At 48.6% G+C, this 14,113-nt stretch carries 16 protein-coding genes and 1 tRNA gene; 15 read left to right on the top strand and 2 right to left on the bottom strand.

All coding sequences use genetic code 11. The annotated features are described in order from the left end of the window. Positions 1–172: 172 nt before the first annotated feature. Positions 173–742: a transposase gene (locus F4X88_00385; GenBank protein MYA54725.1), complete on the top strand. Its 570-nt coding sequence runs from the start codon at positions 173–175 to the stop codon at positions 740–742. 146 nt (positions 743–888) lie between these two features. Here the strand turns inward: F4X88_00385 and F4X88_00380 are convergent, their stop codons facing one another. Then, a complete protein-coding gene (locus tag F4X88_00380) occupies positions 889–1,512 on the bottom strand; it encodes a hypothetical protein (protein ID MYA54724.1) in 624 nt (207 codons plus the stop codon). Between the two features lie 8 nt (positions 1,513–1,520). Further along, entirely contained in the window at positions 1,521–2,615 is a 1,095-nt protein-coding gene (locus F4X88_00375) for a hypothetical protein (protein ID MYA54723.1), read from the bottom strand. 129 nt (positions 2,616–2,744) lie between these two features. On the opposite strand from F4X88_00375, the gene F4X88_00370 reads away from it, so the two are divergent. From F4X88_00370 to rpsJ, 14 genes are all read left to right on the top strand, one after another. Beyond that, positions 2,745–2,818: transfer RNA gene (locus F4X88_00370), tRNA-Arg, on the top strand. A 126-nt stretch (positions 2,819–2,944) separates the two neighbouring features. Next, a complete protein-coding gene (locus tag F4X88_00365) occupies positions 2,945–3,829 on the top strand; it encodes an SMP-30/gluconolactonase/LRE family protein (GenBank protein MYA54722.1) in 885 nt (294 codons plus the stop codon). A 5-nt stretch (positions 3,830–3,834) separates the two neighbouring features. Continuing rightward, the gene (locus F4X88_00360) at positions 3,835–4,266 is read left to right on the top strand and encodes a dUTP diphosphatase (protein ID MYA54721.1); all 432 of its coding nucleotides are present in this window, start codon (positions 3,835–3,837) and stop codon (positions 4,264–4,266) included. Between the two features lie 14 nt (positions 4,267–4,280). Next, complete coding sequence (locus F4X88_00355) at positions 4,281–5,078, top strand: thymidylate synthase (GenBank protein ID MYA54720.1); 798 nt, start codon at positions 4,281–4,283, stop codon at positions 5,076–5,078. A 36-nt stretch (positions 5,079–5,114) separates the two neighbouring features. Next, on the top strand, positions 5,115–5,897 hold the full coding sequence (locus F4X88_00350) for a hypothetical protein (protein ID MYA54719.1): 783 nt from the start codon (positions 5,115–5,117) through the stop codon (positions 5,895–5,897). Positions 5,898–5,904: 7 nt separating this feature from the next. After that, positions 5,905–6,408 carry a hypothetical protein gene (locus tag F4X88_00345; protein ID MYA54718.1) on the top strand — a complete coding sequence of 168 codons (504 nt, stop codon included), beginning with the start codon at positions 5,905–5,907 and terminating at the stop codon, positions 6,406–6,408. Position 6,409: 1 nt separating this feature from the next. Beyond that, positions 6,410–6,898 (top strand): dihydrofolate reductase, encoded by a 489-nt coding sequence (locus F4X88_00340; protein MYA54717.1) that lies wholly within the window; start codon positions 6,410–6,412, stop codon positions 6,896–6,898. Positions 6,899–6,908: 10 nt separating this feature from the next. Next, entirely contained in the window at positions 6,909–7,541 is a 633-nt protein-coding gene (locus F4X88_00335) for a ThuA domain-containing protein (protein ID MYA54716.1), read from the top strand. A gap of 26 nt (positions 7,542–7,567) precedes the next feature. Beyond that, complete coding sequence (locus F4X88_00330) at positions 7,568–8,827, top strand: amidohydrolase family protein (GenBank protein ID MYA54715.1); 1,260 nt, start codon at positions 7,568–7,570, stop codon at positions 8,825–8,827. Between the two features lie 246 nt (positions 8,828–9,073). Continuing rightward, positions 9,074–9,445 (top strand): 30S ribosomal protein S12, encoded by a 372-nt coding sequence (locus F4X88_00325; GenBank protein ID MYA54714.1) that lies wholly within the window; start codon positions 9,074–9,076, stop codon positions 9,443–9,445. An 18-nt stretch (positions 9,446–9,463) separates the two neighbouring features. Beyond that, positions 9,464–9,934 carry a 30S ribosomal protein S7 gene (gene rpsG / locus F4X88_00320; protein MYA54713.1) on the top strand — a complete coding sequence of 157 codons (471 nt, stop codon included), beginning with the start codon at positions 9,464–9,466 and terminating at the stop codon, positions 9,932–9,934. Beyond that, positions 9,928–12,108 carry an elongation factor G gene (fusA, locus tag F4X88_00315; GenBank protein ID MYA54712.1) on the top strand — a complete coding sequence of 727 codons (2,181 nt, stop codon included), beginning with the start codon at positions 9,928–9,930 and terminating at the stop codon, positions 12,106–12,108. Before rpsG ends, fusA begins: the two co-directional genes overlap by 7 nt. Before the next feature lie 273 nt (positions 12,109–12,381). Next, the gene (gene tuf, locus F4X88_00310; protein ID MYA54711.1) at positions 12,382–13,581 is read left to right on the top strand and encodes an elongation factor Tu; all 1,200 of its coding nucleotides are present in this window, start codon (positions 12,382–12,384) and stop codon (positions 13,579–13,581) included. Positions 13,582–13,701: 120 nt separating this feature from the next. Next, a complete protein-coding gene (rpsJ, locus tag F4X88_00305) occupies positions 13,702–14,013 on the top strand; it encodes a 30S ribosomal protein S10 (protein ID MYA54710.1) in 312 nt (103 codons plus the stop codon). Positions 14,014–14,113: the final 100 nt, after the last annotated feature.

Raw genomic sequence — 14,113 nt, 5'->3', positions numbered from 1 at the left:
TATGTGCTACGCCTACCGAGTGGCTGCTTTTTCCGGTGTGGGTGAAACTCATTGTCCCGCAGACGGTTCGCGATAAAGGCGATGCCGTTCTGAGACGTATCGCTTCAAAACTCTCTCGGGGGCTTATCATCTTCGATAGTGCTTTCGCACGCCGAAAGGTCTTTGAAATGTTATTGGGTTTGGGACATCACCTCCTGTGTCGGGCGAAGTCCAAATCGCTTCACACCTCGTGCGCACAAAAAGGTGTCCCACAGAGGGCCGACTCCTGGTCATACGCAGGCGACCCAAACCTTCAAAACCGTATCGCTATTTTCTCGTCTTTACAACAGACTTGACCTTGGAGATACCCAAAATACTTCAATACTATCAGCAACGTTGGCTGATTGAAACCGCTTTTCGAGACGCAAAACAGCACTTCGGATTCAGCGGGTATCACGTCAAATCTCGAAAAAGTATCAATCGCTTTGTGCAACTGAGTTTCATCGCAGCGTCTTTGACGAAACTCATCTTCTCACTGCCACAACCCACGGAGAAACCCATAAACGTCAAGACCGTCTGTGAGTTTCTTGGCATTCATGGGTATCATCCAAAGAAACTCACACAAGGCCTTCGAGTCGCTTATCTGAAAGCACAAATCAGAGACCACCGATTTTCTACGAGTTCCACTGAAAATACAAACTCGCAGAATATTATTACCCCTTTTCAACAAGATACGGCACCGCCTTTTGAAAAGGCTGCCTGAATACTATAATATTGTCCAAACTTTAGTTATGAAAGGATACCTGCTTTTCTGCTTTAATGCATCTTAATTCTTAAAATTGTCCAAACTTTAGTGAGAGAAGGCGAGGTCAGAAAAACCTCGCCTTACGGATATATCCGGGATAAAATTTACTTACGTTCAGGTTGCGCTGCCATCGCTGGATAGATTTCTATATCCGCTCGCGTGATGAGAACGCCAACGTAGAACGTCAACCAGTCGCCGCAGCACTCAATAGACATATACTCATCGTTATCACTGGCGTATTCATGAAGTTCAACATCGAACTTATCTTCCCCTTCGGCATTGGTAAGGGTGAGTGTTGCAGGCACAACGTCCTGTCGGTTATATTCAACAGCAATATCCGCATTCTCATCTTCCGGATCCGGAAAATAGAGCGTCATCGCATCCGGCAACGGATCGCCGAGTTCACATTCGTCGTCAACAATCCATCGGGAGATCTCGTAATCGTCCTTCGTTCCAGCGACATGATCCACGCCAATAACGACTTCCTCCTCCGCGTCCTGAGCGTGATACATATAGCGGCGGAGGCTTTCTCCTTCATACTTCTTTCGCGTAACCAACGTGAAAGCGTGCGAAGTATCTCCAGTCTCCTCATAAGTGAGGATGTCGGAGAGTTCAATCATGCTATCGAGCGGAATATCAATCAACTCATGCCGTTCCGGTTTCTTGGGTTCAGCGTCCTTTCGTCTACTAAACAGGGATTTGCCATCTTTTCTGCCAAACAGTGCCATGTTCCCCCCTAAAAATAACCCTTGTTATACATCACAACCACAACCACGCCAACAACGAGGACACTTCCGAAAATCAGCAGGAACCAAGTCGCTCCCGAGGTCTGCTTCTCAACAACAACGGTCCGTGTAGCCGGTGGGGCGCGCGTTGTGCGTGTCGTCGCGGGGGTTGTTACTGTGGGTGTCCCCTCGGCAGCAGCAAGGAGTTCCGACTTCAATGCCTCCTCATCCGGGAGCTCATCAACCGTGTAAGCCTCGGCACCGTCCCCATAAAACTTATCCGGATTTTCTTCAACATAACTTGCTACGTAGTTTTCATCTGGATTGGTCCCGGGATCCACGTAATTCGGGTTCTGTTCGATGCCTTGGCTTTCATAGTAATCCCGATAGCGTTCATACTCCGCCTGTTTTTCTGCACTCCAATGCGAGCGGTCATAGTTTCGATGGTGATAGTGCCACAGGTAACTATGGCGAATCGAATGGTTGTAATAATCATGGAAATAGATACCGAACATGAGGTTGTTAAACGCCATAGACGCCGCCAAGGGGTACATTGAATACCCCATCATTGGATAGTAACCCCCGAAATTATTGACGTTAATCGTTTGGCGAGCATCGCGGCGAGCGCGTGCCGTCTCGCGATTCGCCCTTCTGTTTTGGCGTTTTAACGTCCGGTTTTCTGCTTTGAGTTGTCGAACCTGTTTCCGATTTTGCGCTTTCACCTGCCGTTGCTGGCTGCGCGTTGCGCTCCGGGTCGCAGTCGTGCTTCGATTTGTTGCGGTCGTGGCTCTTGCTCGACTCGTCGCAGTCTGCCGCTGGCGCGCGACTGTGCTGGCACGTGTAGCGGTGCTTCTTGACGCGCTACTTGTGTTGTAGGTGCTGCCGGTGCTGCGGGTCGTCCGCGTTGAAGTCCGTGGACTACTATAGGTCCGCCTCGGTGTGGTACTCCGCCGAGTCGTGCTACGGCTATAACTTCGGCTACGACTGAAACTCCGTCCGCCCCTAAAACCGCCACCGCGACGGCTCTCTACGATATCGGGTGCGAAACTGAATAAAAAGACAACCAGAACCGCAAGGATTGAGAACTTCTGAAATTTACGTTTCACCCTGATCTTCCTCCTTAGATTTTTTTCGATGGAAAAACTTGACAAAAGATGCCGAATTTGTTAAAATTAAGAATACATGTAAATCAGGGGCGGTTTTATTCGTGAACCTCCCTGACTTTGAAGATTTATGTGCCTGTAGCTCAGATGGATAGAGCGTCAGCCTCCGGAGCTGAAGGTCGAGCGTTCGAGTCGCTCCAGGCACGTTCTTTTTTTAAATTCTAATGAACGCCCAAGTCACATTCTCACTGTGCGAAACCTTATATCCACTATTTTAAAAATTATGCTAACATTAATTAAGAGCGTTGTCAAGAATATTTGAAAGGAAAAATATGGCACTTGATGTCCGAGATGGACGATTAACGGATCTGATTGATCCGGAGGCAGCCGTCGAACAGATAGCAACAGGCTGCCAATTCACTGAGGGACCGCTCTGGCACGCCACAGAGCAGTTTCTGCTTTTTAGCGATATTCCTGCAAACAAGATGCGGAGATGGGATGCGAACGCTGGAATGACTGTTTTTCGTGAACCCTCTGGTAAGTCAAACGGTTTGACTTACGATAAAGGCGGACACCTCATTGCCTGTGAGCACGCCAACCGACGGGTCTCCAGAACGACAGCCGACGGACACGTCATCACAATCGCATCACACTATCAGGGAAAACGTTTGAACAGTCCGAACGATGTCGTCGTAAAATCCGACGGAAGTATCTATTTCACCGATCCCCCCTACGGACTCAGTGCAGCCTACGGTGTTGAATCAGAGAAGGAACTCGACTTTCAAGGGGTCTATCGCCTGTCCCTAAACGGTGAAACCCTGACTCTGCTCGTCGATGACTTTGATAGACCCAACGGTATCTGTTTTTCACCGGACGAGTCTATCCTTTACATCAACGACACCGAACGGATGCATGTGCGCGCTTTCGATGTGCAACCCGACGGCACCCTCACAAACGACCGCATCTTCGGTGAAGAGGAAGGGGATACGGGGAAACCGGACGGGATGAAAGCCGATACACAGGGAAACATTTATTTAACAGGTCCCGACGGCATTTGGGTCTTCGCACCTGACGGAACACATCTCGGAATTATTCTCGTTCCTGAGCGCGCCGCGAACCTGGCATGGGGTGGAGATGACTGGAAAACCCTTTTCATCACAGCGAGTACCTCCGTTTATCGCGTAGCATGCCAGACAGTAGGAGTCGCAGTCCCATAACACCCATGAAAGTTAATATCAAACGTATAGACAAGACACTTCCATTGCCGAAATACGAAACCGCCGGTTCCGTGGGTTTCGATCTGATTTGTCGAGAATCCGCAGAGATTGCCCCACACACCATCGTCCTGATCCCCGCGAACGTCATCGTTGAAACACCCCCCGGTTATATGCTGATGGTATGTTCACGAAGCAGCACACCGCGTAAATTCGGCTTGATGGTGCCGCAAGGTGTAGGGATCGTCGACAACGACTACTGTGGTGAAGAGGACGAATTGCAAATTCAGGTTTATAATTTCACAGATAGCGTTGTTAAGGTTGAAAGAGGGAGCCGCATTGCACAAGCCATTTTTGTGCGCGTAGATACAGCAGAATGGAACGAGGTCGAAGAGATGTCCGCAGCCTCCAGAGGCGGCTTCGGTAGCACAGACCGGTAGATATAGGGGGAGTCATGGAACAATACATAGATGGACTTCGACAAGTATTCGATACCGGTATCGACCGCGAGGGTAGAAATGGTGTAACCCGCGCACTCTTCGGTATGCAAATGCGCTACAACATGGAAGACGGGTTTCCCGCCGTAACCACCAAAAAACTCGCGTTCCGGTCGGTAAAAGCAGAACTTCTGGGTTTCCTGCGCGGCTACGACCACGTCGATCAGTTTCAAAAACTCGGCACACAAATTTGGGATGCAAACGCTGAGGTATGGGGACGCGACGGTTACCTCGGACGCATATACGGTGTCCAATGGCGACGGTGGAAAACAGAAAATGGCACGATTGATCAGTTAGGTAGCGTCATCGAACAACTTCAGACCAACCCGCATAGCCGCAAACATATTGTTACAGCATGGAATCCGGCGGAATTAGACGAAATGGCATTGACCCCTTGCCACATGTGTTTCCAATTCGTCGTGGCAGACGGGAAGTTGTCGCTCCAGATGTATCAACCGAGTTGTGATATGTTCTTAGGGGTCCCGTTTAACATCGCCTCGTATGCACTCCTCCTACACATGGTTGCGCAGGTAACAGGCTTTACGCCGCATGAATTCATCCACACCTTAGGCGATGCTCATATCTATCACGAGCACCTTGAAGCCGTCCAAACCCAATTAGAGCGGAAACCTTACCCGCTCCCACAACTCGAACTGAATCCAAAAATCAAGTCGATTGACGCGTTCAAGATGCAACATATTCAATTGATAGACTATCAACACCACGAGGCTATTTACGCGCCTATGATTGTGTAGAATTCTCGAGGCACCGCACTACAATGGAGGTTCCCAATGAAAATGCGGATAGTTTTGATAAGTCTCATCGGATTGCTACTTGCAAGTTGCGGGAAATCCAACGAAAATGAATACGCAATTTCGCGCTTAGCAGACATGATAACCCTTTATTGGGTGCTGCCAGCGGATTCAGAAATCGCCAATTTTGAACTCAAGGATAACGTCTTGGAATTGGACATCGATATGGATAAACAGCGGGTAACAAGGAATTTATCGATTCCAATTGGGGCTTGGCAGCAGAAATCTATCGCAATCATAGAAAACCACGAAACGCTTGAGGTTAAGGGGATAAGCAGACTGAACGAACTTGCGATCTTCCATATCATGGCGCACCCTACGATGGAATCCGCCCCGGAGTTTCCATTTAAGACGCATATCATGTGGAAGTGGATTGACGGGAAATGGCAACAATCACCACAGATAGTCCCCTCTGTTTGCGTCTTTATGTCCTCTCGACCAGATAGATACCTTCGCAATCTTGGTGATAATGCTCCGGGCAATTTTACACAGGCAGAAATCTTTCGGTCAGGTGACAGGATCACGGCATATTGGCATAGTCCCGGTAAACCGAGAACAACATGGTTCAACCATGCCCAAGCAGGAAGCGGATACATCGGCGGTGGAATAAGTGAAAAAGGGATTCGGCTGCCCGACAATTGGATCGAACAAATGCCTATTGCAAAGATAGAGCCCCACGAATACGTAACGTGCTTAGGCGTTGGCAAAACGCCGGAGATTTTCATCGCGTATTTCCGCGTATCTTCCAATGCTACGAACTAAGGAAACTATGACAAAGAAAAAGCAAAATCAAGGCAATTCCGATCCCTCTCAACAGAACGGCAATTCCGCAGTCTCAGACGAACTGACGCTGGCAGAGGAAGCAGGATTTCTCATTCATGTTGCTTTTGAGGAGTTTGAAGAGATTATCATCAATTACCCACATCACGCAGCCTACTGCTTTGCATCCATTACGCGTCTGGTGGATACCACTGAAAATCTGTCCCACTTCACACGACGGTTGGGCATGTGGCTCTGGATAGAAGTTCTTGCTTTTCAAACCGAAGAACCGCTGGACCTCACGGAATTCGTCGAACAGTTTGAAGTCGATGTAGCGGCCATCGAGACAGGGATTAACGAGCTTGTAACTGCCGAAGAATTTAAGATCGAATGGGAACAGGAAAAACAGATCAAACTCGTCCCCCGTATGGTAAAAGAGACAGTCATCCATTTTGCCGAACGCGTCTTGAGTGGGATACGAGCAGGAAAACAGGAAGAAGGAGTCGAGCCTTAAAATGGTAGTTTCAATGATTGCCGCAATGGATCAAAATAGACTCATCGGGAACGGACCGGATATCCCTTGGCAGATGCCAGTGGACCGGCGGCATTTTCGCGATATGACTATTGGGAAGCCCGTCGTTATGGGACGCAAAACCTTTGAAACCCTGAAACGCCCTCTCGGCAAGCGGCGGAATATTATTCTCACGCGAAACACCACCTACGCGGCACCGAAAGGGTGCATCGTGGCACACTCGGTAGAAGAAATCCTAAAACTTTGTGCAGGGACAGAGGAGCTCATGATATGCGGTGGCGCCCCTATCTACGAAGCTTTCTTACCGCACGCAAACCGACTTTACCTTACACAGATCCATGCTACGTTCAAAGGCGATGTCTATTTTCCGGCGTTCAATACCGAAGCGTGGCAAGAAGTAAAACGCATCGATGGCGAACCTGACGAGAAAAATCCTTACCCTTATAGTTTTTTGTTTTTAGAAAGAAAATAGGAGGCGTTCCGTGCTTAATGTGTGTATGCTTTCCGGTTCCTTTGAGTACGACTCCGAGGCATCTTTGACGATTTTCAAAACGTTCGTAGAAAAACACTATCCGATCCACGCGAATTTAGTCGTCTACAATTCAGAAGATCACGATCCCTCTTTAGGAGCGTTAGCGGATGCAGATGCGTTATTGGTTTTCACACGCCGTCTGAACACAGCGGGTGTCTCACTGAAACAATTTCAAGCCTACTGCGAACAAGGCAGACCGCTCGTTGGGGTCAGGACAGCCAGCCACGCCTATCAAAACTGGTTGGAATTCGATAAAACCGTGCTCGGGGGCGACTATCAAGGGCATTACGGTGAAGGACCTCCCACGCAGGTGGAATTGATTGATACGGAACATCCCATCCTGAACGGCATTTCAGCGTTTGACTGTTATGGTAGCCTCTATAAAAGTCCCTCACTTCGCGACGATACCTCTCTACTCTTGATGGGACACACGGACGAACATTCAGAGCCTGTCGCATGGACGCGTTTGCATAATGGCGGACGTATCTGTTATACTTCATTAGGGCACCAGAAAGATTTTGAAGTAGAACCCTTTTTAAGAGTCCTCGCGCAAAGTATCTTGTGGGTGGCGGAACAGATATAGGAAAAAATTCAAGGCATTTTGGAGACATGGAAACCCTTACAATTCTGAATGGCGACATCTACACTCCCGTGCATCATGGAGAGGGAAGCATCGTCATTCAAGACGACAAAATTTCAACGATAACCTCAGAAGCCCTGCAGCCATCGGGAGAGACCATCGATGCGGCTGGATGCCTCGTCATTCCCGGATTGATTGATGGGTTGGTGCACGGCGGCGGTGGCTATGATAGCATGACGGGTCACGTTGAAGACGTTGCGACAATCACACGAGCCCATGCGCGCAGCGGTGTTACCTCGTTGGTGCTGGGAATCTCCTCGGGCAGCATGACCCAAATCAACAATGCCTTAACCGCTATTGCACACGTCGTTGACGAACCTATAGCGGACGGTTCTCGGATTTTAGGGGCCTACGTGGAAGGAAAATTCGGGAGTCTCGCCAAAAACGGGGCACAGAACGCAAAATACATTACACCCCCGAACTTCGAAGAATTCCATGCAATGTGGGCAGCTTCCGATGCGACTTTAAAGGTAATCTCCGTCGCACCAGAAAACGATGACAATCTGCAGTTTATCAAGCATCTCGCAGCCTTTAAAGCAGATGCTTATAACAACATCGTTATTGCGATGGGACACACAAACGCCACATATCAACAGGCAATCGATGCGATTGACGCGGGCGTGACACGCGCCACCCATACTTACAACGGTATGAGTGGGCTGCACCACCGCACCCTCGGCGCCATTGAAGCAGTCCTTTCCCATCCAGACATCCACGCAGAACTCATCGTCGATGAGCACCATGTCCATCCTTTTTGGGGAAATACCCTCATTCAACAAAAAGGCATTCACGCCGTTGGGTTAATTACAGACTGCACAGAACTCGCCGGTGTCCCCACAGAAGAATGGCAAACCTCGGCAACATACCTCCCCGAGCTGGATGCCTATCGCCTCAATGAAGATGCGATTTCCCAACACGACACAACCTTTGAGCGGCATAGGACCGAGAAATACATTCGCAACGGAGCGATGTGGTTAGATGTAGGAAAACCCACAGAACGCCTCGCGGGTGCGACAATTACATTGATGGAGGGTGTCCGTAACGTCATCAACTGGGGACATTCCATAGAAGCCGCTTTAACGATGGCGACTTTAACGCCCGCGCAGAATTTAGGCGTTGCAGATTCGGTGGGTTCAATTGCAACCGGTAAAACGGCAGATATCGTTATTGTTGACGAAAATTTGAGCGTTCAAACCGTTATTTTAGGCGGAAAAGTGGTAAAAAAGTAGAAAATTCGCAGAATTCCAATCTTTTTCGCTTTTTTTTCAAAATAAATTTGACACAGCCCAATTTATTGTGTATAATATTAGTTTTGGAAACCCTAATCAATCTTTTTAGAAACGAGGGGGCAACTACGGAAACATTCTAACGTCGTACCTAAAATTCAGCGTTAATGTGTTGAAGTTACAATGCCCCGCGCGGGGCTTTTTTCTTTTTATCAGAAACCCATAGATATATCATCGCGGAGGTCCGAAATGCCAACAATTAATCAATTAATCAAGAAACCGCGCAAAAAGTCCCGGAAAAAGACAAAATCTCCGGTACTCGAGCAGTGTCCTCAGCGACGCGGTATCTGCTTACAAGTGAAAACAGTAACGCCGAACAAACCGAATTCGGCATTGCGTAAAGTCGCTCGAGTGCGGTTCACCTCTGGCTACGAAGCTACCTGTTACATTCCGGGGATTGATCACAATCTGCAAGAACACTCAGTCGTTTTAGTCCGAGGCGGGAGAGTCAAAGACCTCTCTAATGTCCGCTACCACATCGTCCGCGGCAAATTGGATACGGCAGGTGTCGATAACCGTCGTCAAGGTCGTTCAAAATATGGCGCACGGAAACCGGCTTAAAAAACGGAGGAAGAGTAGATGCCGAGACGTGGAAACATCAGCAAGCGGGATGTCAATCCTGACGCGAAATATAACAGCAAGCTGGTGTCAAAATTCATCAATAGCCTCATGTTAGATGGCAAGAAAAGCACTGCGCAATCCATCTTATATGAGAGTTTTGAGATCATTGAATCCCGGGCGAAGGAAGATGGTTTCGCCGTGTTCCGTCAAGCAATCAACAATGTCAAACCCGTGTTAGAAATTAGACCCCGGCGTGTAGGCAGCCAGACCTATCAAGTGCCTGTTGATGTAAAAGCAGAACGGAAACAGCGATTGGCTTTTAGTTGGATTATTCAATCTGCTCGCTCGCGCGGCGAAAGACGGATGGCAGAACGTCTCGCAGGTGAAATACTTGAAGCATCTCAGAACGAAGGTGGCGCGATTCGCAGAAAAATGGATCAGCATCGAATGGCAGAAGCGAACCGAGCTTTCGCACATTATCGATGGTAAAAAATGCGTTACGGCTGAGAGCCGAAGCGTTAACACAAAAAAGGAGTCGTCCAATCGTGGCGGAGAAAAAAAATAGCAACCCCCAACGCTTAGAATTGCCCCACATGCGAAATATCGGTGTCATGGCACACATTGATGCCGGGAAGACCACTGTCACCGAACGCATTCTCTATTATACCGGTAAACTCTATCGGATCGGGGATGTGGACGATGGCACCACTGCCATGGATTGGATGGTGCAAGAACAGGAACGCGGCATTACGATTACTGCCGCTGCAACAACCTGTCAGTGGAAAAAACACCAAATCAATATCATTGATACACCGGGGCATATCGACTTTACCGTCGAAGTCGAACGTTCACTTCGCGTCCTCGACGGCGCAGTCGCAGTTTTTTGTGCAGTTGGCGGCGTTGAACCGCAATCTGAAACTGTTTGGAGACAAGCAGATAAATACGATATACCGCGAATCGCATTCGTCAACAAAATGGATCGAACCGGTGCCGATTTCTTCCGAACGGTTGAGATGATGGAAGAACGCCTCGGTGCCCCAGCGATCCCCGTGCAACTTCCTATCGGGTCGGCAGAACAATTCACAGGAATCGTTGACCTCATCTCCATGAAGGGGCAGATCTGGAATGTCGGAACAGATGCCGGCAGCGATGGCACTGTCATCCAAGAAACAGACATCCCCAGAGAAATGGAGGACATGGTGACCGAATATCGAGAGCAGCTGTTAGAGGCTATCGCCGATCACGACGATGCCCTTATGTTTAAATACTTGGATGGTGTCAAAATTTCACCTGAAGAGATTAAAGCGGGCATACGAAACGCTGTTCTTAATGGAAAGGTCGTCCCTGTTCTTTGCGGCACGGCTCTGAAAAATAAAGGTGTCCAACCGCTCTTAGACGCGATTGTTTCCTACCTACCGGCACCCACCGATGTGCCGCCTGTGGTAGGCTTTAATCCGAAGACTGAAGAAGAGGAAACACGTGCCGCAAAGGATAGTGAACCCTTCTGTGCATTGGCGTTCAAAATCATGACGGATCCCCACGTTGGCAAACTTACCTACTTACGGGTGTATTCTGGTATCCTCCAGAAAGGCGATACCCTCTACAACAGTACAACTGGAAAACACGAGCGGATCGGGCGGTTAATGCAGATGCACGCCAACAAACGGGAAGAACACCAAGCTGTTCACTCAGGCGACATCGCCGCAGTCATCGGGTTAAAAGACCTCTCAACGGGGGATACGCTCTGCGATCCGAAGGCACATATCACCTTAGAAACGATGGTGTTCCCGCTGCCGGTGATGGCTATCGCCATTGAGCCTCGAACGCAATCCGATATCGATAAACTGAACCTCGCCCTCTCGAAACTCGCTGAAGAAGATCCGACCTTTAAAGTGCATCAAGACAGCGAAACAGGACAAACATTATTGTCCGGTATGGGTGAACTTCATCTCGAAATCATCGTTGATAGACTCGTGCGCGAGTTTAACGTCTCGGCGAATGTTGGCAATCCGCAAGTCGCCTATCGGGAAACGATCCGTAAAGCCGTTAAATCCAGGAAACGTTTCGTGCGTCAATCCGGGGGTAGAGGTCAATTTGGAGACGTTACGATCGAGGTCGAACCCCTTGAAAAAGGATCAGGCTTTGAATTCATTGATGAAACCAAAGGTGGCGTTATTCCGCAAGAATACATCCCCGCAGTGCAGAAAGGCATTGAGAACGCGATGAACATAGGAGTCTTAGCAGGCTATCCGGTGGTTGATGTGTTAGTCAGACTCGTAGACGGTTCACATCACGCCGTAGATTCATCAGAAATGGCGTTCTCCATAGCAGGTTCTATGGCGTTTAAAGACGCACTAAAGCGTGCTACACCGATGCTTCTCGAACCGATTATGGACGTTGAAGTTATTGTTCCCGACGAATACCTCGGTAAGGTCATAGGCGACCTGAATTCACGGCGTTCTCAGATACGTGAAACCGAAACGCAAGCGAAATCTCGTATTCAAGTTATTCGTGTTGATGTCCCGCTTTCAGAAATGTTTGGGTATGTCAAAACACTTAGGTCACTCACACAGGGTAGAGCCAATTACTCTATGGAGTTTGCACATTATAACGAAGTCCCAACAAGCGTGATGGAAGATTTAATTTCATCAGCGAATCGTTAAGTAGTTTTCAAGGTGTCTGAACTGTTGGAGTGTTCACATTTCCGACAAGCGGACACAAGATTTTAATAGTTTTCAGAGTTAATAGTTGTCGGTTGTTAGTTAAGAGGGTTTCTTGTAACAATCTTCGCCAATTTGGAATATTCCCACAAGGGTGAATTGTTGCCCAACGCCTCTTGTAACTGATAACTGAAAGGGTTGTGTAGCAACCCGAACCGAGAACCATTCCCTCTGATAACCAATATAACAATAAACTTTTAGTGGAGCTCGGAAAAAATGGCTAAGGAAACGTTTGAAAGGACTAAACCCCACGTCAATGTTGGAACAATTGGCCACGTTGACCACGGTAAGACAACGCTGACAGCAGCAATTACGATGGTGCTCTCGAAACTCGCTGACGCAGACTACGTCATGGAGTATGATGAAATTGATAAGGCACCCGAAGAAAAAGAACGTGGTATTACCATTAATACAGCACACGTTGAGTATGAAACCGATAACCGGCATTACGCACACGTTGATTGCCCCGGACACGCCGACTATATCAAGAATATGATTACCGGTGCGGCACAGATGGACGGTGCGATTCTGGTGGTATCCGCCGCTGACGGACCCATGCCTCAGACACGTGAGCACGTGCTATTGGCGCGACAGGTGAACGTGCCTTCGCTCGTCGTCTTCCTGAACAAGGCTGACATGGTGGATGACGAAGAGCTGCTGGAACTCGTCGAATTGGAAGTTCGCGAATTGCTCAGCGATTATGACTTCCCCGGCGACGATATTCCTATCGTCATAGGTTCCGCGCTTGACGCCATGGAATCCGGTGGTGATCCCGGGCATGAAGCATGCCAACCCATTCTTGAACTCATGGCAGCTGTTGATGAATACATCCCAGAACCGGTTCGCGATACCGATCGTCCCTTCCTGATGCCGATTGAAGATATCTTCACCATCAGCGGACGTGGAACCGTTGTCACCGGTAGGGTTGAACGGGGAACCGTTGAAATCGGAAACACCGTTGAAATCGTGGGGTTACGTGAAACACAAGACACCGTCGTTACAGGGGTTGAGATGTTTAACAAGAGCCTCAACGAGGGTCAAGCCGGCGATAACCTCGGTGCCCTCTTGCGTGGTGTTGAACGCGATGACGTCGAACGCGGACAAGTTTTGGCAATCCCTGGGACGGTTACGCCCCATACCCAATTTGAAGCCGAAGCCTACATTCTCACAAAAGATGAAGGTGGACGCTGGAATCCGTTCTTTAGCGGATACAGACCGCAGTTCTATTTCCGAACAACCGACGTAACCGGAGAGATGAACCTCCCGGAAGGCATTGAAATGATTATGCCTGGCGACAACGCACAGATCACTGTAAAACTTTCTAAACCGATTGCGATGGAAGAGCAACTCCGATTCGCAATCCGTGAAGGTGGACAGACAGTCGGTGCCGGTGTTGTCTCCAAAATTATTGAATAAAACGATTGGGCGGTGCTGACGCGCCGCCCTTTTTAAGTAATCAACACAGGGCAGTCCTTGTATCAGCATCAAGCTGTAAGCTAACAAGACTTCCCTGTTTGATGAAGGCGATACGAAAAGATGGACAATCAAAAAATTCGCATCCGGCTCAAGGCATTTGACTATCGGTTGTTAGACCTGTCGTCAAAACAGATAGCAGAAACTGCGAAACGCACAGGGGCAGCTGTCTCGGGTCCAATTCCATTGCCGACGAAAAAGCATATCTATACCGTTCAACGTTCAACGTTTAAAGACAAGAAGTCGCGTGAACAATTTGAGATGCGGATTCATAAACGTCTGCTGGATATCTTAGAGACGACACCTAAAACTGTTCATGCCTTGATGGGTTTGGATCTGCCCGCAGGGGTCGATGTTAAAATTACGCTTCTCTAACTCTGGGAATCTGGACCTATAGACATTACAGCCACTGAGGTGTTAAGAGGCATTTCTTCTTGAAACTCTCTAAGGTGGTATGTTTAGAGGGCAACGATAC

It is taken from the genome of Candidatus Poribacteria bacterium, assembly GCA_009839745.1.
Taxonomy (GTDB): Bacteria; Poribacteria; WGA-4E; order WGA-4E; family WGA-3G; genus WGA-3G.
The sequence above is the reverse complement of the archived record's forward strand: the minus strand, read 5'-3'. Positions and strand labels throughout refer to the sequence as shown.